This window comes from Paenibacillus sp. FSL R5-0766 (genome assembly GCF_037971845.1).
Lineage (GTDB): Bacteria > Bacillota > Bacilli > Paenibacillales > Paenibacillaceae > Paenibacillus.
The window spans coordinates 4036809-4055984 of the sequence record NZ_CP150227.1 but is presented as its reverse complement, the minus strand read 5'-3'; the positions used below and the strand labels follow the sequence as shown (position 1 = coordinate 4055984).

At 45.4% G+C, this 19176-nt stretch carries 15 protein-coding genes, 2 pseudogenes and 1 riboswitch; of the genes and pseudogenes, 10 read left to right on the top strand and 7 right to left on the bottom strand.

The window, feature by feature from the left end; translation table 11 throughout:
- Positions 1 to 78: 78 nt before the first annotated feature.
- Genes MKY66_RS17365 through MKY66_RS17355 form a run of 3 tightly spaced genes read left to right on the top strand, consistent with a single transcriptional unit; the run spans position 79 to position 3948 of the window.
- Positions 79 to 1599, top strand: a complete 1521-nt coding sequence (locus MKY66_RS17365; RefSeq protein WP_256704200.1) for a spore germination protein — start codon at positions 79 to 81, stop codon at positions 1597 to 1599.
- Between the two features lie 12 nt (positions 1600 to 1611).
- Positions 1612 to 2820, top strand: a complete 1209-nt coding sequence (locus MKY66_RS17360) for a Ger(x)C family spore germination protein (RefSeq protein ID WP_076210147.1) — start codon at positions 1612 to 1614, stop codon at positions 2818 to 2820.
- A 21-nt stretch (positions 2821 to 2841) separates the two neighbouring features.
- Positions 2842 to 3948, top strand: coding sequence for a GerAB/ArcD/ProY family transporter (locus tag MKY66_RS17355; RefSeq protein WP_076210148.1), 1107 nt, complete (start codon positions 2842 to 2844; stop codon positions 3946 to 3948).
- A gap of 76 nt (positions 3949 to 4024) precedes the next feature.
- Here the strand turns inward: MKY66_RS17355 and MKY66_RS17350 are convergent, their stop codons facing one another.
- The 7 genes from MKY66_RS17350 to MKY66_RS17320 form a co-directional block, all read right to left on the bottom strand.
- Positions 4025 to 4336, bottom strand: a complete 312-nt coding sequence (locus MKY66_RS17350) for a spore coat protein (RefSeq protein WP_083656998.1) — start codon at positions 4334 to 4336, stop codon at positions 4025 to 4027.
- A gap of 13 nt (positions 4337 to 4349) precedes the next feature.
- The gene (locus MKY66_RS17345; RefSeq protein ID WP_076210374.1) at positions 4350 to 4541 is read right to left on the bottom strand and encodes a spore coat protein; all 192 of its coding nucleotides are present in this window, start codon (positions 4539 to 4541) and stop codon (positions 4350 to 4352) included.
- Between the two features lie 34 nt (positions 4542 to 4575).
- Positions 4576 to 5415 carry a manganese catalase family protein gene (locus MKY66_RS17340; RefSeq protein WP_076210150.1) on the bottom strand — a complete coding sequence of 280 codons (840 nt, stop codon included), beginning with the start codon at positions 5413 to 5415 and terminating at the stop codon, positions 4576 to 4578.
- 175 nt (positions 5416 to 5590) lie between these two features.
- Positions 5591 to 6103 (bottom strand): DUF3231 family protein, encoded by a 513-nt coding sequence (locus MKY66_RS17335; RefSeq protein WP_076210152.1) that lies wholly within the window; start codon positions 6101 to 6103, stop codon positions 5591 to 5593.
- Positions 6104 to 6319: 216 nt separating this feature from the next.
- Positions 6320 to 7816, bottom strand: a complete 1497-nt coding sequence (locus MKY66_RS17330; RefSeq protein WP_076210154.1) for an amidase — start codon at positions 7814 to 7816, stop codon at positions 6320 to 6322.
- Between the two features lie 315 nt (positions 7817 to 8131).
- Complete coding sequence (locus MKY66_RS17325) at positions 8132 to 9112, bottom strand: DMT family transporter (protein ID WP_047843351.1); 981 nt, start codon at positions 9110 to 9112, stop codon at positions 8132 to 8134.
- Between the two features lie 144 nt (positions 9113 to 9256).
- Positions 9257 to 9410: riboswitch (FMN riboswitch) on the bottom strand.
- A gap of 83 nt (positions 9411 to 9493) precedes the next feature.
- Entirely contained in the window at positions 9494 to 9994 is a 501-nt protein-coding gene (locus MKY66_RS17320) for a DinB family protein (RefSeq protein WP_076210156.1), read from the bottom strand.
- 143 nt (positions 9995 to 10137) lie between these two features.
- On the opposite strand from MKY66_RS17320, the gene MKY66_RS17315 reads away from it, so the two are divergent.
- From MKY66_RS17315 to MKY66_RS17285, 7 genes and pseudogenes are all read left to right on the top strand, one after another.
- A complete protein-coding gene (locus MKY66_RS17315; protein WP_076210157.1) occupies positions 10138 to 10689 on the top strand; it encodes a CGNR zinc finger domain-containing protein in 552 nt (183 codons plus the stop codon).
- A gap of 111 nt (positions 10690 to 10800) precedes the next feature.
- A complete protein-coding gene (locus tag MKY66_RS17310) occupies positions 10801 to 12180 on the top strand; it encodes an amidohydrolase family protein (protein WP_076210159.1) in 1380 nt (459 codons plus the stop codon).
- Positions 12181 to 12723: 543 nt separating this feature from the next.
- Complete coding sequence (locus MKY66_RS17305) at positions 12724 to 13803, top strand: hypothetical protein (protein WP_076210161.1); 1080 nt, start codon at positions 12724 to 12726, stop codon at positions 13801 to 13803.
- A gap of 272 nt (positions 13804 to 14075) precedes the next feature.
- A complete protein-coding gene (locus MKY66_RS17300) occupies positions 14076 to 15008 on the top strand; it encodes a tyrosine-type recombinase/integrase (RefSeq protein ID WP_076210163.1) in 933 nt (310 codons plus the stop codon).
- 167 nt (positions 15009 to 15175) lie between these two features.
- Positions 15176 to 16615: pseudogene (locus MKY66_RS17295) on the top strand (IS1182 family transposase); the annotation flags it as partial.
- Positions 16554 to 16715, top strand: a pseudogene (locus tag MKY66_RS17290) (transposase); the annotation flags it as partial. The pseudogenes MKY66_RS17295 and MKY66_RS17290, both read left to right, overlap by 62 nt.
- A 204-nt stretch (positions 16716 to 16919) precedes the next feature.
- The gene (locus tag MKY66_RS17285; protein WP_305956093.1) at positions 16920 to 19154 is read left to right on the top strand and encodes a hypothetical protein; all 2235 of its coding nucleotides are present in this window, start codon (positions 16920 to 16922) and stop codon (positions 19152 to 19154) included.
- Positions 19155 to 19176 lie beyond the last annotated feature (22 nt).

Below are 19176 nucleotides of genomic sequence, written 5' to 3'. Positions count from 1 at the left end.
ATGCGTTGGATAAAGGAGATATTTACTTCACAAAAGCAAGGAGAAACACTACATAAACGAAAACAACATTCGCAAAGTCTGAATATATCGCTTGAAGATAAACTTAACCATATTATCAAGGCATTTGAGTATAGTCCTGATTTTGTAGTTCGGGAGTTCCCTATGTTAGAGGAGAAGGGTACTGCTTTGGCTGTATGTTATATGGAAGGGTTGACAGATTCTACGCTACTGGTTGAACTTATGGACAATATCATTCAATGGATGAATACGAATCCTCTGCCGGGAGATCAACCGAGAGATGTGTTAGTGAAAAGAGTCTTACCCTCCGGTAATATCCGAAATATAGATTCACCGCATCTTATCTATGAAGCTTTATTAACAGGCCACGTCGTTATCCTTGTTGATGGTATAAAAAATGTTCAGGCAGTGCCGATCGCCGGAGGGGCGAGAAGATCTGTGGAGGAGCCTACCTCTCAAACGGTGGTCAGAGGGCCAAAGGAAGGATTCACAGAGGAGATTACGACCAACATTGCCCTTGTTCGACGAAAAATTCGGACTCCTGATTTGAAATTCAAGATGCATACCATTGGAGAATACACCCAGACAGTGGTTGCCCTGGTTTACATCCAGGGTATTGCAAAGCCACAAGTCATTGAAGAGGTTACCAGGCGTTTAAATGCCATCAACACAGATAGTATACTCGAGAGTGGTTACATAGAAGAATTTATTCAGGATGCACCGCTTACGCCTTTTCCGACCATGATCAATACGGAGCGCCCAGATACGGTTGCCGGCAGTCTATTGGATGGTCAAGTAGCCATTATGGTAGATGGTACGCCATTTGCCTTGATTGCACCTGTTACTTTTTTTAACTTCTTTCAAACGCCTGAGGATTATTATCAGCGTTATGATATCTCTACCTTTCTGCGGATTATACGGTTAATCTGTTTCCTCATATCCTTGTTGCTGCCTTCGACATTCATTGCACTAACCACATTTCAGCAGGAGATGATACCTACAACGTTATTGGTCACCCTGGCCGCTCAACGCGAAGGAGTCCCTTTTCCGGCATTACTTGAAGCCCTGCTTATGGAAATTACGTTTGAGGTCATTCGTGAAGCCGGAGTGAGAATGCCGCGAGCCATTGGACCTGCAATCTCCATTGTTGGTGCATTGGTCATCGGGCAAGCTGCGGTAGAGGCGGGATTGGTCTCAGGTGCAATGGTCATAGTGGTTTCCTTCACAGCAATCGCAAATTTTGTTATACCCTATTTCAGTATGGCTACAGCAGTAAGGCTATTGCGATTTCCCTTTATGGTACTGGCAGGTACGCTGGGGTTATACGGCATATTGGCCGGAGCAGTGCCCTTGCTTGCACACTTGGTATCGCTGAAGTCCTTCGGCGTTGACTACCTGATGCCATACAGTCCTTTTTTTAAGTCAAATATGAAGGATCTATGGTTGAGAGTACCCTGGTGGGCTATGAAGACGAGACCCGATGAGAAGTCAAATACGAATAAGACGAGACAAGCCCCACATCAATACCCGGCGGGATCGGATAATATTGTAGATCGTATTAATGACGCTGAGAACGAATAAGGAGCGATTTATATGATTCGTTTGCAGTCCATATTAATCTTACTCATGGTCGGACTGGTCACTGCTGGTTGTGGAAATCGCACAGAATTAAATGATTTGGGCATCACAACAGCTACAGGATTTGATCGGAAAAACGGAAAGTGGATCATAACCTATCAGATTATTGTACCGCCAGCGAGCAGTTCAATCGGGTCGTCGTCTGGTGGATCTCAATCCCCCGTGAACACATTTTCATCAGAAGGCAGAACGATTCGGGAAGCTGTTGCCCAAAGCAGTGTGGAAAATCCCAAAAGATTATATTTTGCACATACCAATATCGTTCTGATTGGTGAAGAAGCGGCAAGATACGGGATTGCAGAGATCATGGATCACTATTATCGAAATATTGGTTCTCGGGAATCTGCCAAGCTTATTATTGCAGATGGTCAAGCAAGAGAGTACCTCGAAAAATTGATTCCGCCAGAGAAACAGCCTGGCCGTGCTTTATCCGAGATTTTGGAACGGAATAATGAAAAAGGGTCGTACTATCCCGTGATGAACATACATGAGGTTGGTCTGAAGATCACTTCAGATAGTGGATCGGCAGGAATTCCTGGTGTTACAACAGATACACCGGGCGATAACAAACAGAGTTCAATTGATATCTTTAAGGAGACATCCATACCCGGGAATTTAAGACTTCAAGGATTAAGTGTATTTCTCAAAGACAAAAAGATCGGAGTTCTGAACCAAAAAGAAAGTATGGGTATCGCCTGGCTAACAGACAGGGTGAACTGGACCAACTTGACCTACACAGCTGCAAAGGGGGAGGTGAACTCTTTTCTTGTGCGCAAAGCAAAAGTTAAGGTTGTTCCTGTGAAAAAGGGGCTTCACTATGCTGTTCAGGTAGATGCAAAGGTCGACGCTGAGCTGGATGAAAGCACATCCGGAGAGGATATAGCCAGAACACATACGATTCATGAATTGCAGCGACAGGCTGAACAAGTCATTCAAGCACAGATATTGGACGGATGGAGAGGGAACCAAAGGCTTCATGTCGATATGATGGGAATCGCAAACAAAATACATCAAAGACATCCCAAAGAATGGAAAGTTCTAAAAGACAATTGGTCTAGCGAATTGGCACAGATGGATATTAACATAAACGTAAACGTTACTTTGAAACGAGTAGGTCTGCTTCAAGATTCTTTCAGCAAGTTGCTTGGCGAAGAGAAAGACTAACACCAAGGAGAGGTTCAATTTATGAAATTGGCTAGGGAGCTTCGCGTATCCGAATTGGCTGTTTGTCTTTCCTTGTTTGAAGTTGGAAGTACAACCTTGTTTCTTATAGGCGGAGACGCCAAACAGGATGCATGGTTAGCCATGCTTGTTGGGGCTGCTGGTGGCTTGGTGTTACTACTCCTTCATCTGGCTATTCATCATCAGGAACCTGAACTGGATTTGTTTCTATTGTGTCGCCGCTACATGGGAAAAGTACTAGGGACAATCGTAAGCCTTTCATTTGTAGCTTATTTCGCCTATGAGGCTTCACGAAATTTACGTGACATCAGTGAAGTCACTGAATTGACCTTACTGAACAGAACATCCATGTGGATTATCAGCATGATCACCATTATCGTTGTATCCAACACCGTACGATATGGATATCGTGTACTGTTTCTCATGTGTATGATTCTGTTTCCGCTCATGGCGCTGGGTTATGCGTTAATCAGTTTCTTAATTCCAACAACAGGTCTTTTTCACTCCGATCTGGCCCTGCCTGTGATGGAGAATGGGTGGAAGCCGATTTTTCAAGCTGCTTTTCCAGAGATCATATCTTTTCCATTCGGGCAGGTTGTCTTATTTCTGGTATTTTATCCATATGCCCGGAAAGGAAGGAATCTTAATAGAGCGGTGATCATCGCCTATAGTCTAACGGCTCTCGCTTTAACATTTATCAATCAACTTATCATTTTTGTCTTGGGTCCTCAGATTGCTGCCTATAGCACACTCCCGCTTTTGGAGACAGTACAGTTAATCGATTTGACTGAAGTGTTTGAACGGATGGATGCCTTGTTCACTTTACTTCTGTTCCTCGGATTGGGTATTAAAATGGCTGCATTTTTCCATGGAGCCGTAATTGGACTCGAAAGAGTAACTGGGATGAACTATAGGAAATGGGTGTTTCCAGTAGGGCTTGTTCTATATGGGTTGTCTTTTTTATCACCGACATTTACAGAACACATTGAGATCGGGCGAGGATACACATTGAATTATACTTCTCCTGTATTTCAGATCTTTTTACCCGTACTACTATTGGTTGTCATTCTCCTGAGAAAGAAAGGTATACAGAAAAGCGAAAAAAACTAGCTGGAAATATGAAAGTCATATGCTCTGGAATCAAAAAGCGACCCAGTCGTAACTGAGTCGCTTTAGGCGTTAACCATTAGTTGTCATCCAACAATTTTAACGCCATGTCTGATTTTTCCATATCGTGTTCAACTTGCTCTTCTATACTATAGGGATGATACATCTCATTCTTGATCATATAGTCTGCGATCTTTTGGTGGGTTTCGATTGCAGTATCCAATTGAGCCTTAAGGACTTTCCGAACGCGAGGGGTTGCAGTTTCGGTAAGGGCTATCGCATAGGTACGTACCGCCGACTTAGCAGAGAGGAGCATATCGGTAGCAATGGCCATATCATCCATGGGAGCAACGGCTTTAACGAGCATTTCTTTCGTCTTGGTTGTAGTCATAAGAGCAACCTCCTTATTTTAATAGGGATTTTAATTGTTCAATAGCTTTGGAAGAGTTGTCCAAATCATCTTCGATTAAGGATTTTAGTGTGTCGTCTTTTACGAGTTCCAGCATCGTTACGGCTTTGGTGGCACACGAAGTTTTGAGAGTTAGCAGTTCATGTACTTCGAGTTTCTCATGTAATGCAAGTTCCTTAGTTGCCATCATTAAGCACCTCCAAAAAATAGTATTTAACTTTTTATTTATCTGTTGATCTCATATCCAAGTCATGGTGAAGTTCTGTTGCAGGGATGACGGGCTCATGTATCTGTCCCTTTGGAACAGGATTGGAGATATATACATAGTCTCCGGTTCCATCAGGTGCACTTCCTGTAGCCCATAAGCCTTCGGCGGATTCAGTTCCCTCGGAGAGATTCCAGAATTCATAGGCCAGCGGCTGAGATTCTTGCTCGGCTTCCGGTGGGAAAGACGCTGGAACAACGACTCCGTTCTTTTCCTCCAGTTCCTGAATAGCTGCCATCCATTGATACTGGTGATAACGGTCACGTGCCAACATTTTACGGAAAGTAGCCCGTACGCCTTCATCAGTTGTCATATGGTACAGTCTTGCCACCTGAAGGCGACCCTGACTCTCGGCATGCAAATTGGAACGCATGTCTGCAAGCAAGTTCCCGCTTGCCACGATATACGAACCATTCCATGGAACACCGTTAGAGTTGGTTGGCAAACCACCAAGACCGCTGACGAGCAGATGTTGTGGGTTGATACCGCCCATAATTGCAGCTGTCACAGGATCCTCAGCGGCTTGTTGTTGTTCCTCAGGAGTAGCGCCATCCAGTAACTGACTGATCAATGAGCAGAGCATCTCGACATGTCCAATTTCTTCGGTGCCAATATCCATAAGCATATCTTTATATTTCTCTTCACCTCGACAATTGAATCCCTGAAAAAGATACTGCATCATGACGGTCATTTCACCAAATTGTCCTCCCAACACTTCTTGAACCTGACGTGCAAGCATGGGATCGGGACGATCTACTTTGACTTCAAATTGCAACTCTTTCTGATGTCGAAACATATGATTCCCTCCAATAAAGATGTCTTAAAATTCTGATGATTTCAAAATTTTATTAACCTGTCGATTGGAAATTAAACAGCTAAATAACAAAAAGACAAAGCAGGAGAATGGAAGCTTCTCCTGCTTTGTCTCATTATTTCACTACAAATTATTGTTAGACGTCGCCCGATGAACTCTATTCTGAATCCGGTCTTTTGACTTGAAGCGGTGGAGGGATGAGCCAGCCTTTTTCTTTGTTCATTTGTAGAATTCGAACGCCTAGAGCTGTTTTGGTCGCATGATATTTAGCAAATAACGCGCCAATATCTTCTCTGATCGATTGCCCGATCGTTTGGCTGGCAGCAACCAGACCCATAGCTGTATCGGCTGTTACTTTTGCAGCAATTTCGGGATCTGTGAACCTTGCACCAGCAGGAATGTCTTCCAATTTTACAGTTGGTCTTTCGGGGAGCATTGGAGCAGGGGCAATCCCATTCTCGGTTAATAAGGCATCACATTCTTTGATTTCGAGTTTGGCTTGGTCGAGCAGATCGTCCAGGATCTTCTTCAAGTCTTTGTCTCCAGCATGGTTAAGGTAAGCCTGATAACAGGATACAGCCCCCTTAGCTACCGTGGAACATTGCCATACACTGAAGATTTCTCCATAGTGCATTGGTTCATTTTTGGGGTTACCACTTAAAATACCCATTGTTCTTTCCCTCCCACAAACTTTTTTTTGCACAAAATTATATTTTCCCTCGGCCAGTACATTTATGCGACGTTCTAGAAAAGTTGAAGAATGTATACAATTAGTATACATCATAATAATTATGTAAACTAAATAAGTGCACATGACATTTATTTTGTGTTGGCATAGAAAAAAGCCAGCACAAAAGGTGTACTGGCATCTAAGATTTTTATTTTTTCATGATGGAAAAAGCGGGTTCCCATTCATGCCGATCCATAGATTTGATTGTTCAAGCTGTCCAGCCAGATGTAATAACCAATCTTCACGTCCTTTGGTTGCCATCACCTGAACACCCATTGGCAAACCTTCTGGTGTCATATGAAGAGGCACACTAATCGCAGGTTGGCCTGTCAGATTCGCAAGCTGGGTGAACGGAGTATAGGTGAGACTCGGCTCAAACATTTCATAGATGAGTTGCTGCTGCTGGGTCTTGTCCAATTCACTGATTTGCATCAGATTACGAATCTGTTCGTCATGAGGTGTTAGTTCACCAATCTTAGGCGCAGGAAAAGCATTAACAGGTGTGACGTAGAAGTCATAACGCTCAAACAAGGTAGACATCTGAGCTGCAGCTACATCCCATTCTGCTAAGCTATGTACAAATTCCGCAGCGGACACCTTTTTGCCAGCTTCAGCCAGAACCCAGGATTCAATCTCCATATCATCGGAGGTCAGAGCCCGGCCCATGGATCGTTCCATGGAAGAGATCATCGCGGCCATCTCACCACTGTTCATCATGTAATAGTTCTCCATCAGCCTGACTCCATTGACTGGACTCAGTTTTTCTTCAACATGATGACCTTGATCTTCCAACCAGCGAACGAGCTTGTATACAGACTCTTTAGCTTCTGCGCTGACAGGTGTACCCACGGGCGAATCCGTTGTGTATGCAATTTTCAGTTTGCGTTGATGTGGATAGCTCATATCTGCCAAGTAACTGCCTGGAAAGAGTGGTGCATGGAACGCAGCTTCGGGCTGAATGACTTGTAACGTATCAAGCAATGCAGCACTGTCCCGAACCGAGCGAGAGAGGGCAAAATCAATTGATGCACCTTGCCATTGACGACCAACTCCCGGTCCTACAGGTGTGCGCCCGCGGGTTGGCTTTAATCCAAACAATCCGCTAAAGGAAGCCGGGATACGAATCGAACCTCCTCCGTCACTGGCTCCAGCAAGAGGAACAATACCCGAAGCTACAGCAGCAGCGGCACCACCACTTGAGCCACCCGGGGAGTGATTGATATTCCATGGATTGCGAGTTGGACCATGAAGACGGGGCTCGGTAATATTTTTCAAACCAAATTCAGGTGTATTGGTATGTCCTATGAAGATAAAGCCTGCATCACGGAGTCGAGTGACAAAATTGGAATTGCGTAATGCACGATGCTCGCTGAACAAACGGGAGCCTGAAGTCAGAAATTCACCTTCCAAGGATTGCGAGATATCTTTCAGGAGCAGGGGAACACCGGCATAAGGTTGTTCTCCAGGTCGAACCAAACCGGCTTCCTCCCGTGCACGAGATTCATATGTACGAATAACCGCATTAAGTTGCGGATTCACTTCTTCAAGGCGTGCAAACGCCGCTTCCAGCATTTCAACCGGGGATACTTCCCGGGCTCGGATCAGTTCAGCCAAACCTACGGCGTCGTAGGAGGTATATGAGAATGAAGACATTAATGATCGTTCCTCTCTGAATATATTTCATCTGTTTATTCCATATGTCATCGTACCACCGGATTAGACAAAAGACAAAACATAGAAGAGACGTAGTGCGATGATATGGATATTCGTTATGAGGTTGGAGGGAAAAGAGGGGGGATTTGCATTTGCGATATAGAAATAAAGCACAGGGTCAATAGCTCATATTGCTAAGTGAGAAAATGATCGAGTAATGGAAATGAAAAAACCACTGCTCATCTAATTTGATGTGCAATGGTTTTATTTTATATTTGACTATTTATTTATATGTGAACCTCGGATATATCCACTTTACTCTGTACGCAGCTTCGGTGCAGCATCGGCCGCAGTTGATGATCTTTCCTGCTGTCTGGAAATGGCGAAGAGGGCCACCCAGATCAGAATAAAACCAAGTAGTTGCTCCCATGTAATCAGTGTACGGAAAGCAATCCAGTTCACCAACACACCCGCCATCGGGAAGCTAAGTTCTGCGAGTGTTGCAACAGATGCTTTGGTTGACGACAGACCTTTGTAATACAACAGAAGACTGAGCAAACCTGGTAACAATGCCTGACCGAGAATGTTGAGGATGACAGCAGTCTGTTCACCCGTTCCGGACGGAAACGTCCATGCCGCACCTTCGTTCCACGTCATAAAGATCAGGAGCGGGAGAGCAACGACAAAGCGAAGGGAGGTGACCGTTTCATAACGCGCCTGACCCAGCATCAATCGACCCATAACGGTTGAACCTCCCCATAAGGCAGCAGCCCCAAGGGATAACAAGCTTCCAGCATGAATCCAGTTGTCCCAGTTACCTAATGGCAATGTGAAGCCAAATGTAAGCAGGTACGTTCCTGCTAATGCTATGAAGAACAATCCACCGAAGCGACGAGGCAACGTTTCTTTCAGTAACAGTTTAGCCAGCACGATAGCGAAGAGTGGTTGCATTTTTTGCAATAAAAGTACCGTATTCGGATCGTTATGTGTTAGTGCCATGGTGAACAATACCGTTGCGAGTGCTGATCCTCCCCATGAGATAAAAATCACGGCAATCCAGTGGCGAGCACGCAGGTTTTTCAGATCAGCCCGAAATTTCCACAGCACAGGAATGGCAATAAGACTGACGATGATGTGTTCCACCAGTACAATCTGCGTGGATGTCATCGTATTTAGCAAAATAATGCGGAAGAGTGGGTCGACACCCCATAAAGCGGCGCCAAGAACTACAAGCCAGAATCCGGTATTACTTCGTTCCTTGCGGTAAACAGGTGATGCTGCTGATGTCTTTTCCATATTCAGGACTCCTTCGTCAGAACACGGAATCTTCAGTTGGCAAAATCGACAAAAGCCCCCGTTTTGGTATATACCAAATAAACGGGGGCTCATCCAAGGACATGCGTCAGGAAAGAGGCCTTCCCGTGAACGGCATGTCAATGTGTTGATCTTCTCTCATCCGGACTGTACCGTCGGCCTTGGATTCACACCAAGTCAGTCGCTAAATGTCCTTCGTTAAGAACAAATAGCGAGTCGCGGGCTGGTTCCGAAGAACATCACCGCCGGTTGGGAATTGCACCCTACCCCGAAGATCCTATTCAATTATATAGTATGTTGAACAAGCTGTAACATTAATAAGTTCATCTTATTCCTGTAAGCGCTAGCAGTTCAAGCATTTTTTTAGAAAACGATTTTCCAGCTTCCTTGCTGTCTGCGAAGGAGCACGATCTGACCTGCGTGATACGCATCATGGAGTACCCAGCGAGCGAGTTCGTGTGCCCATTTATCTTCAGAGTCCATATATCCGGCTTCAAGATCTGATTCTTGTAGTGCAGCCAATTGATCTCGCAACTGTTGGGCTAATCGAGTTGTACCCTGTAGCAGTGTATTCCATCCAGCTGCGTCCGTTGCATCTCCAGAATTCCCAAATGTGTATTCATTGGAGTCTACAGCAGGAAGGGTGGGCTCCTTACCTTGCATGCGACATAATAAGCGATGGTTGTAATAATACATATGGTTAACCAACTGCCAGATGCTTAATCCCCCTGAGGGTGGAATCCAGGCTGCTTGTTCTGCTGTAAGACCCTCCAAGGATTTCGACAAAGGTACAATCCAATTACATTGATCCCAAGTATCATCCTTTTGAATAAGTAACACATCTAGTGCTGTTGTTTTCGTCATTGCCTTTTCCTCCTTGCGTATAATTGTGATAGGTGATGTAACTAGCTAAAACTGATTAATGAGGTTACACTTAATATAACACATCAAAGATGAGTTGTAACCTTCTTTGTTTAATTAGATGGTTACAATAAACGGAGGTATATATGGACAGGTTATGGACCGATTTTGTAAACAGCGATTATCACGACTGGCGTGGGGGAGATCGATCGGAGGACAGGCTTGGGAAGGCGAGCTGGCAGCAAGACTTTCTGGCTCGATGGCAACTTCACGCTTCTGTCCCTGCATCTCCAGAAGATGAGTTGTCCATGAGAAACTTCAGGAACGAATTGATGGCTCTTGGAGCCCGCTTGTCTTCAGGAGGATCATTAACGGATATAGAAAAACAATGGTTGAATGGCGTTATGGAAGCAGGGCATGTGAGAAGAATATTGACTACAATTGATCAGGAACTGAAACTCCAACTGGTAGCTGTAGAAGCACATTGGCATCAGGTTATGGCTGAGGTAGCTGCTGACTTTGCCACGACTTTGGTGGAGGGAGAAGGGCATAGGATTCGGATCTGTGATAATTCAGATTGTCGCTGGATGTTCTATGATGATACCCGAAGCAGAACACAGAAGTACTGTGATGATAAGATGTGTGGAAATCTGATGAAGGTCAGAAGATTTCGGGCGAAACGCAAATCCCAAAATTGATAAATACTAACAATAACTATATAATGTATATATACTAGCGAAAAAATAGTCAGAAGCAGTACAGATTCGTAAGCAGGATGTGATCGTCTTTCAAACCAAAATAGATGGGAGATGTTTCTTGTGCGGACAAGTTATCTGTTGAAAAATGGCTGTGTGTTGTCGATGGATGCTCGAGTTGGACAGTATAAGAGGGCGGACGTTCTGATTCAGGATTCACTGATCATGGCTATTCAGCCCGACCTGGATATTCCGGATGCGGAGATCATCGATGCTTCATCGATGATTATTATGCCTGGGCTGGTGGACACGCATCGGCATATGTGGGAATCACTTGTCAAAACAGCGGGAACCAACTGGTCGTTACCAGTTTATTTGCAAAATCTCTATTATGGTGCGATGGGAAGCAAGCTCCGCCCACAAGATAGTTATATTGCCAACCTGCTCGGTTCCTTGGAAGCGCTTAACGCAGGAGTGACGACAGTAATGGATTGGAGCATGCCGTATTCCCCTGACCATACGGATGAACTGATTCGTGGACTTCAGGATGCTGGCATTCGGGCGGTATTTGCTCACGGAGTCCCTGGTGAGACGGACTACTGGAATCGGGATAGTCAACTCACGTATTCGAATAATGATGTGAGAAGAGTCAACGAACGTTATTTTTCATCACGGGATCAATTGCTTACTTATGGGCTTGCCATTCGTGGTCCGGAGTTCAGTCATTGGGATACAACCGTGAAAGAGATCGAACTAGCACAAGAACTGGATGCGATCTGTTCCATGCATGCCGGATTTGGCAGTTGGGGATCTGTGGATCGCTCGATTAGTCACATGTACGAAGCGGGACTGTTAAGTCCACGGGTGAATATCGTTCATGGTAACACCATGGGCATGGATGAATACAAAATGCTGGCAGATAGCGGCGCTTCCTTGTCGGTCACACCTGAAGTTGAAATGATGATGGGTCATGGTTATCCGGCCACCGGCTATTTTCTTGAAAACGGGGGAACCCCTACACTTGGTGTAGACGTGGTGACGTCCACAGGCGGAGATATGTTCTCGCAGATGAAGTTTGCACTTCAGGCTGAACGATCCAGAGCCAATGAACAACTTCTGCAGCAGGGTGAAATGCCTGGCGAGTTGAACTTGCAGTCCAGTCAAGTACTGAGATTTGCAACTTCGGCTGGTGCCCAAGCATTGGGATTAGAACAGAAGGTCGGAACGCTGACCCCAGGAAAGGAAGCGGATCTGATCATGATTCGTACCACCGATCTGAATATGTTCCCCGTTCATGATCCAATCGGCGCTGTTGTGCAATTTGCCAATCCATCCAATGTGGATACGGTCTTTGTGGCAGGTAGACTCGTGAAGCGAGAGGGTAAGTTGTTGAATGTTGATCTGGATGCGATTCGTCATGCGGCGATGCAAAGCAAAGATTATTTGTTAACCCAATACCGGATGTCAGATGCAGAGAGAATTGCGTTCTCGTGAACCTATAGTAAGAAATAAAGGGCCGCATAATGATATGTGGCTCTTTTACATGCCGTCATATCGTGGATTTAGACAGGATAAGAGAGGAAGGGACAGCGGAAAAAGACGAAAAGAGCTCTCATTTTCTTAACTTCAGATAACAAGGATTTAGAGTTGTTTTCCGCGGAAAAATAGGCTCATAAAAACTGCGCATAATATAAATTATACGCAGTTTTGTTTTAAATCGATTTTCATATTCAACCCCGTGCAACAGATCATGATAAATTTCGCGATAAAAGAACAAAATAAGTGATCTTCAAAAATAAATTTAGCCAAGCAACGCGATAACGTCATTTCGTATCGCTTAGGCGAAGCGGGATGGGGATTTTTTTATTTAGAAAGAAAAGGAAGATAACAGCAGGGGAAGGTTGGGATTTTCTTCATATATGGGTAAGTAATAAGGGACGTGACGAACTTAATCATGGGGTGGGGTTGCGGCTAATCCAAATATGAAATATATTTGGGGATGTGACATGCCATCAGACATAAGAGAGGGGATGTATCATGAACACACCATTACATACGAATTCAGATCATCAAAATGCAGCTTTTGGATTTGCATTAGCTGACTCATCCGTACTTGCAGAGGCGCAATTAATTGTTTCACAATTAGAGGATTCACAAACCTTACAGTTGGATATTGATCCGCAGCGTCTTCTGAAGGATGGACGTAAGGTATCTGTCATTGCACAACAGTTGGATTCACCGGTCAATCGTCAGGATGCCAATATTATCTATGGTCAGGAGCTGGCATACGTGCAGTATGCTGTTAACCTGAAACCGGATAGCTCGATCTCCATTGCTTCTATTGAAGGCGTTGAACAGTCTGTTAATCTTGGTTGGGCAGCATTTCAAGAGGGGGAATACGAACTTCGAATCTCCCTGCATATGAAAACACCTCGTATTGCTGAAGGTACACTCGAACCTGAACAACTTGTAATGGTTAAGTATGCGCAAGTTATCACCGTATATATATCTCTTTTCCCGGCAGAAGCAGCATCGTTGAGTTCACCATCTCAAGCTGTGTGGAGCAGAAACCATCATGTATTTGACTCCTACGGCAGAGGAGGATTCATCCTCGCTGACCTGCCTCGACTCGCTGAACGTGTAGAGGCACTGATGGGACCGGGGAACCATAATCTGATCGAACAATTTGCGGAAGGGAAACTGTCGGATACGTTGCTGGAAGAGGGGCTGATGGCGATCGCCTGGGGCGTGACTCCGTGGTGTTATTCACTCTATTCTGCACCAGATGAGCAGTCTGCTCGAATACTTGCCGTGGACAAGCTGGGTGATGAACCTGAACGGCAAGGGATCTACCGTATTGATCCGTCCATTCAGCAATTAAGTATCGTACCTGCGAATGAGCTGGCTTACTGGCCTGCCTGCGTTCAGAACGATTGGCCTGTTATTGATGTGGCTGGTGAAGGCGAGACGTTGCATATGGATCTGTATACTCAGATCTGTGAATCCGTGAATGGGTTGCACGAGAATCCATTGCCATCGTTTGTACTTACCCGTAGTCAAGGCAAACCCGAAACGATCATTCCGCTGATTGACGTTGTCATTGTGGATGAAGCGTAGAGCACTGCTTTATAATAAATATATAAATTGAACTAATCATTTACACGAAAACGGAGAGGACAGAAAGAACCTGAAAAAGTGAAGCTAAAAGTTTTCTGCAAGAAAGCTACTTCGGAAGCATACGCTTCGCCTTTATCCACGGATTTTTCCCTTGAGAAAAGGGAATCAGAAAAATCTGGGGATAACAGCGATTGGAAGGTTGTTCTGTCATCGCAGTGCCCGTGTAAATAATCTTAGTCAATTTATAAATCGAATCGAGGTGACGTAGACAGATGATGACCGAGGAGATTCAGGAGCAATATGCGGACGAGCTAGAAGCTTTTCACATATGGATGAAGGATGCCGGATATACAGGCCATACGGTAAAATCATACACCGGTGACGTGGTGGAATTCCTGGTCTCCATTCAAGGAAAGTCACTGGAGCAGGTCAAAAAGCTGCATGTGTTGTCTTTTCTGTCCCGTGCGCGGGAGCGTGGGGTTAGTGATGCCACGAGAAATCGCAAACATGCGGCGGTGAACTGTTTTTACAAGTCCCTCATTGAACTTGAATTGTTAAGCAATAATCCGGCGTTTGGGATCAAAAAATCCAAAACCGAGAAAAACCGTGCGCCCGTTTTTCTTGATGAAAGTGGGCTGACACGTTTTCTGGAGTCGGTAGAAGGAAAGTATCGTACACGTAATCTGGCTGTTTTTCTACTGATGGGATATATGGGATTAAGGGTTGGAGAAGTGCATGCTCTGGATTGCAAAGACTATAACGCGGAGCGACGTACATTGGATGTATTTGGTAAAGGTCGTAAATGGCGCTCCCTACCTGTACCGGAGACTGTGGCAAAAGTCTTATCACAAGCGATGGCTGAGCGTCTCGATCCTTGGCGACCGAAAGAGGAAGCGTTATTTGTCTCGCAAAAAGGGAAGAGACTGTCGATTCGCAGCATCCAGCTCATATCTACGGAAACCTTTGAACGCTTCCAGCAGGAATCACCAGCTAATCAACGTCAAAATTACTCCAGTCATAAGCTGCGTCACTCCTTCGCTACCATGATGTTACGGCGTGGAGCCGACTTGCGTACCGTGCAGGAGTTGCTCGGTCATGCATCCATTCAAACAACAACGGTGTACACACACGTCACCAGCCGGGAGAAAGAAGAGGCTATGGCTCTGCTGGACGTTAAACTTCCGGCATTTGGGTTGAACAATTAGCTATTGAATAATTAGATTTAGAGAAGGGGCTGTCCCATAAGTCATAAAAATGGCTAGGGACAGACCTGTTTTCCAAATTGTAAAACAAAAAGAAGCCTTTCCTTGGTAAAATGGAAGTGTCGAGCAACCATTTCTAAGGAGGGCTTCTTTTGTACATTCAATATACCATGGATCAACTTTTCTTGCCAATGGATTTGGAGACAGATATCCCCGAAAACCACCTCGTTCGTGTTGTAAATGACGCAATCAATCGCCTGAGCGATTCCATTTTTAGTGCAGCATATCCTGGCGGGGGCCGCCATAGCTATCATCCCAAAATGCTCACCAAAATCATCATCTACGCCTATACCCAACGCATCTATTCATCCCGGCAAATCGCCAAGGCTGTTCGCGAAAATATCATGTTCATGTGGCTCGCTGGGCGGCAACAACCGGATTTTCGGACCATCAATCGCTTTCGTTCCGAGCGGATGAAAGAGGTACTGGAAACGGTGTTTACCCACGTGCTAGAACTGCTGGTTCAGGAGCAATACGTGTCCATGGATCACTACTTTCTGGACGGAACCAAGCTTGAGGCGAATGCAAATCGGTACACCTTTGTCTGGAAAAAGGCTGTCGTCAAGTACCAGGCCAAGCTGCAAGAAAAAGTACATACCCTGTTCCAAACCATCGAAGCGGCCGAAAGTGAAGAAGATGCGCTCCATGCGGGTACAGACCTCCCTGAGCTCGGGGAAGCTTCTGCACTCACGGCAGAAAAGCTGGAAAAAGCCATTGAGCAACTGGAGGAATCCTTACAAGAAAAACCGAAAAACAAAATCGTAAAGAAAGCCGTACGCCAGTTACGCAAAGACTTGCTACCGCGGCTGCAAAAGTATGAGCACCAGATCCAAACCGCAGGGGAGCGGAATAGCTATAGCAAAACCGATCCAGACGCAACGTTCATGCGAATGAAAGAAGATCATATGCGAAATGGTCAATTGAAGCCAGGGTACAATGTGCAGATTGGAACGGAAAACCAGTTTGTTTTAGGTTACACGGTGCACCAGCGACCCACAGACACGAAATGTCTGAAGCCCCATCTCGACCATTTCGAAGAAACGCTCGGCAAAAGACCGAAGACCGTCATTGCGGATGCAGGATATGGAAGTGAAGAGAATTACAGCTATTTCGAGGAGCAAAACATCCAGGCAATCGTCAAATATGGGACGTACCACAAGGAGAAAACCAGGGCGTGGAAGCAAGCGATTGGCAAGGTGGACAACTGGAGCTATAACGAAACGGAAGATACATGGACCTGTGCGGCGGGGAAGACGTTACATTTTCGGTACGAAAGCGAGACAGTCACGGAAAGTGGTTACACGATTCGTACCCGCCATTATCGAAGTGAAGATTGTAGTAGATGTCCTCTGAAAGCAACATGCACCAAAGCCAAAGGCAATCGGGAGATCGCGATCAGCCTGACCTATATGCGGCAAAAAAACGAGATGCGGGAACGACTGCGCAGCGAGGAAGGATACACCCTTTCTGTTCAGCGCATGACGGAGAGAGAGTGTGTTTGGACAAATCAAAAACAACCGGGGATTCCGAAGATTCCTGCTTCGCGGCTTGCAAAAAGTAAGCCTGGAGGTCGGGTGGCTTTGCCTTGCCCACAATCTGCTTAAAAAAGCCGCAATGACGGAAAAACGCAAAAAGGACAAAGCAGGATAAACCTCTGCTTTGTCCTTTTTTGAACCTATGAGTGTTATTTCTTTTTGCCGATACGCTTTTTAAGGGCTTTTGAGACAGCCCCTTTTTGAGTTCTCAAATACTGAATTATGCGATACTTCTCACCCCTGACATGAATTGGAATACTTTATGTAAAGAAGTTAGGGGATGCCAAAGATTAAACTGCATGTGAGGGGAGGGGATAACATGGCTACTTTATCAACTGGACCGATTGAGAATAATCCAGTTAGTGGCGTAAGGCCAACACAACAGTTGACAATTAAGATCGATAATAGAGATCTGGTCAATAATGCGAGCATCTTAATTCAAGGATATTATCTGAATGGAATTAGAACTCTATATGCACTTGAACTTATTAGTATAAATCCGAATCAAGCAATAACGAAGAACTACTTTGCAAACCTGGATGTATTTGAATTTATCTTTACAACAAGTGGTCTCGCAGAGCAGCAAGTAGAAATATCAGTTTGGGGAAAAAATTCTGCCGGGCAGCTTGTAACGCCCCATCGTATTGTATCTTCAGAATTGTTAGGTGCAAATGAGTCCACGGGAGTTACCGGGTTGACTGGAGCTACTGGAAGTACTGGAGTAACAGGAGAAACTGGAGCAATTGGTGCGACTGGAGCAACAGGAGAAACTGGGGCAACCGGAGGAACTGGTGAAACTGGAGCAACCGGAGATACTGGTGTAACTGGAGTAACCGGAGCTACTGGGGCAACTGGAGATACTGGTGTAACTGGAGTTACTGGCGCAACCGGGGAAACTGGAGCAACCGGAGATACTGGAGCAACTGGAGTAACCGGAGCTACTGGGGCAACAGGAGCAACCGGAGAAACTGGAGTAACCGGAGCTACTGGGGCAACCGGAGGAACTGGTGAAACTGGAGCAACCGGAGATACTGGAGCAACAGGAGAAACTGGAGGAACTGGGGCAACAGGAGATACTGGAGTAACTGGAGTAACTGGAGCAACCGGGGAAACTGGAGCAACCGGAGATACTGGGGCAACTGGAGCTACTGGAGCTACTGGTGTAACTGGAGCTACTGGAGTAACAGGAGCAACCGGAGCAACCGGAGCAACCGGGGAAACCGGAGCTACTGGGGAAACTGGGGCAACTGGTGTAACTGGAGCTACTGGAGTAACAGGAGCAACCGGAGCAACCGGAGCAACCGGGGAAACTGGAGCTACTGGGGCAACAGGAGCAACTGGTACAGTAGACCCTACCGTAACTATAGTGGGAGTAGGCCCAGATGTTAGTTCTGAATTTAGCGAATTAAGAGCAAGTGAAAAAACGCCGATTATTGAATTGACTTCAGTATATGGTCTATCTAACCTAAGAGATATCGTCTCTACGTTGGGTGCTGCAACGGTTGGAACCAACAACACAGAGTTTCAATTAACCACGACAGCATCTGGAACAGATACGGCAATACTGCAAAGCTCAGAGCGAGGAAGGTATGAGTCAGGGTATGCTGGAGAAGCAGGGATCGGTGTGCGATTACCTGTTGCCCCTACAGGAACACAAGTGGTAAGATGGGGGCTTTTTGATGACCAAAATGGTTTGTTTTTTGGCCAGAGTGTGGCAAACGGGATATTTGTAGCAGTCAGAAGAGCAGGATCTGACACGATTATTCCTCAGGCTTCCTGGAACGTTGATAGATTAGATGGAACTGGTCCTAGCGGAGCTACGCTTAATCTGGCTAAGGGGAATATATTTCAAATTTTATTTACTTGGTACGGTTATGGGGTCATTGAGTTTAGAGTTGTTATTCCTGATCCTACGACTTTAGCACAAGAAGTAATCACCGTTCAACGATTCTCACCAAGCGGGCAAACAAGTTTGGCCGATCCTAATCTTCCTCTTCGTGCTGAAATCTCGAATAGTGGAACAGCATCTGCACTTAATTTATTTGTTGGAGGAAGACAATATAGTATTGTGGGAATATATAGCCCGGTATTCAGAATTACTTCTGAAAGAAGAACCGTAACTGCAACCGGGACTCTGACACCAATTTTGGCCTTCCAAAGGAAAGCAACTTTCCCAGCAGGTTCTGGCAGAACGAATTCAGTCAGTGTAAAACTTGAAGGCATCGACCTTGTAACCTCAGACGATATATACTACCAGGTCATATTAGGGGGCACCATTAATGGAGCCTTTGCAACGTATCCAACGGCAACGACGAATATTCCAAACTCGGAGACAGGTCTGTTAGTAAATAGTACGCTAACGACCATCACTGGAGGTCAGGTAATACTACAAGGCTTAGCAGCTGGCGTAGAAGGCAGTGCCAGAATATTAGCTTCCGCGTCATTATTGGATTTTCAATTACCAGACACTGAATTTGTCACGCTGGCTGTAGCTAACTTAAGTGGTGGTACGAATTCTGTCACCGCAACCTTTAGTGTCACTGAAGAATGGTAGTCAATAAAAGCTGGGAGAAGAA

Excerpts from the sequence above, each read along its gene's own strand:
- MKY66_RS17360 (WP_076210147.1), top strand. The coding sequence starts at position 1,612 with ATGATTCGTTTGCAGTCCATATTAATCTTACTCATGGTCGGACTGGTC.
- MKY66_RS17355 (WP_076210148.1), top strand. The coding sequence starts at position 2,842 with ATGAAATTGGCTAGGGAGCTTCGCGTATCCGAATTGGCTGTTTGTCTT.
- MKY66_RS17350 (WP_083656998.1), bottom strand. The coding sequence starts at position 4,336 with ATGACTACAACCAAGACGAAAGAAATGCTCGTTAAAGCCGTTGCTCCC.
- MKY66_RS17345 (WP_076210374.1), bottom strand. The coding sequence starts at position 4,541 with ATGGCAACTAAGGAACTTGCATTACATGAGAAACTCGAAGTACATGAA.
- MKY66_RS17340 (WP_076210150.1), bottom strand. The coding sequence starts at position 5,415 with ATGTTTCGACATCAGAAAGAGTTGCAATTTGAAGTCAAAGTAGATCGT.
- MKY66_RS17335 (WP_076210152.1), bottom strand. The coding sequence starts at position 6,103 with ATGGGTATTTTAAGTGGTAACCCCAAAAATGAACCAATGCACTATGGA.
- MKY66_RS17330 (WP_076210154.1), bottom strand. The coding sequence starts at position 7,816 with ATGTCTTCATTCTCATATACCTCCTACGACGCCGTAGGTTTGGCTGAA.
- MKY66_RS17325 (WP_047843351.1), bottom strand. The coding sequence starts at position 9,112 with ATGGAAAAGACATCAGCAGCATCACCTGTTTACCGCAAGGAACGAAGT.
- MKY66_RS17320 (WP_076210156.1), bottom strand. The coding sequence starts at position 9,994 with ATGACGAAAACAACAGCACTAGATGTGTTACTTATTCAAAAGGATGAT.
- MKY66_RS17315 (WP_076210157.1), top strand. The coding sequence starts at position 10,138 with ATGGACAGGTTATGGACCGATTTTGTAAACAGCGATTATCACGACTGG.
- MKY66_RS17310 (WP_076210159.1), top strand. The coding sequence starts at position 10,801 with ATGTTTCTTGTGCGGACAAGTTATCTGTTGAAAAATGGCTGTGTGTTG.
- MKY66_RS17305 (WP_076210161.1), top strand. The coding sequence starts at position 12,724 with ATGAACACACCATTACATACGAATTCAGATCATCAAAATGCAGCTTTT.
- MKY66_RS17300 (WP_076210163.1), top strand. The coding sequence starts at position 14,076 with ATGATGACCGAGGAGATTCAGGAGCAATATGCGGACGAGCTAGAAGCT.
- MKY66_RS17285 (WP_305956093.1), top strand. The coding sequence starts at position 16,920 with ATGGCTACTTTATCAACTGGACCGATTGAGAATAATCCAGTTAGTGGC.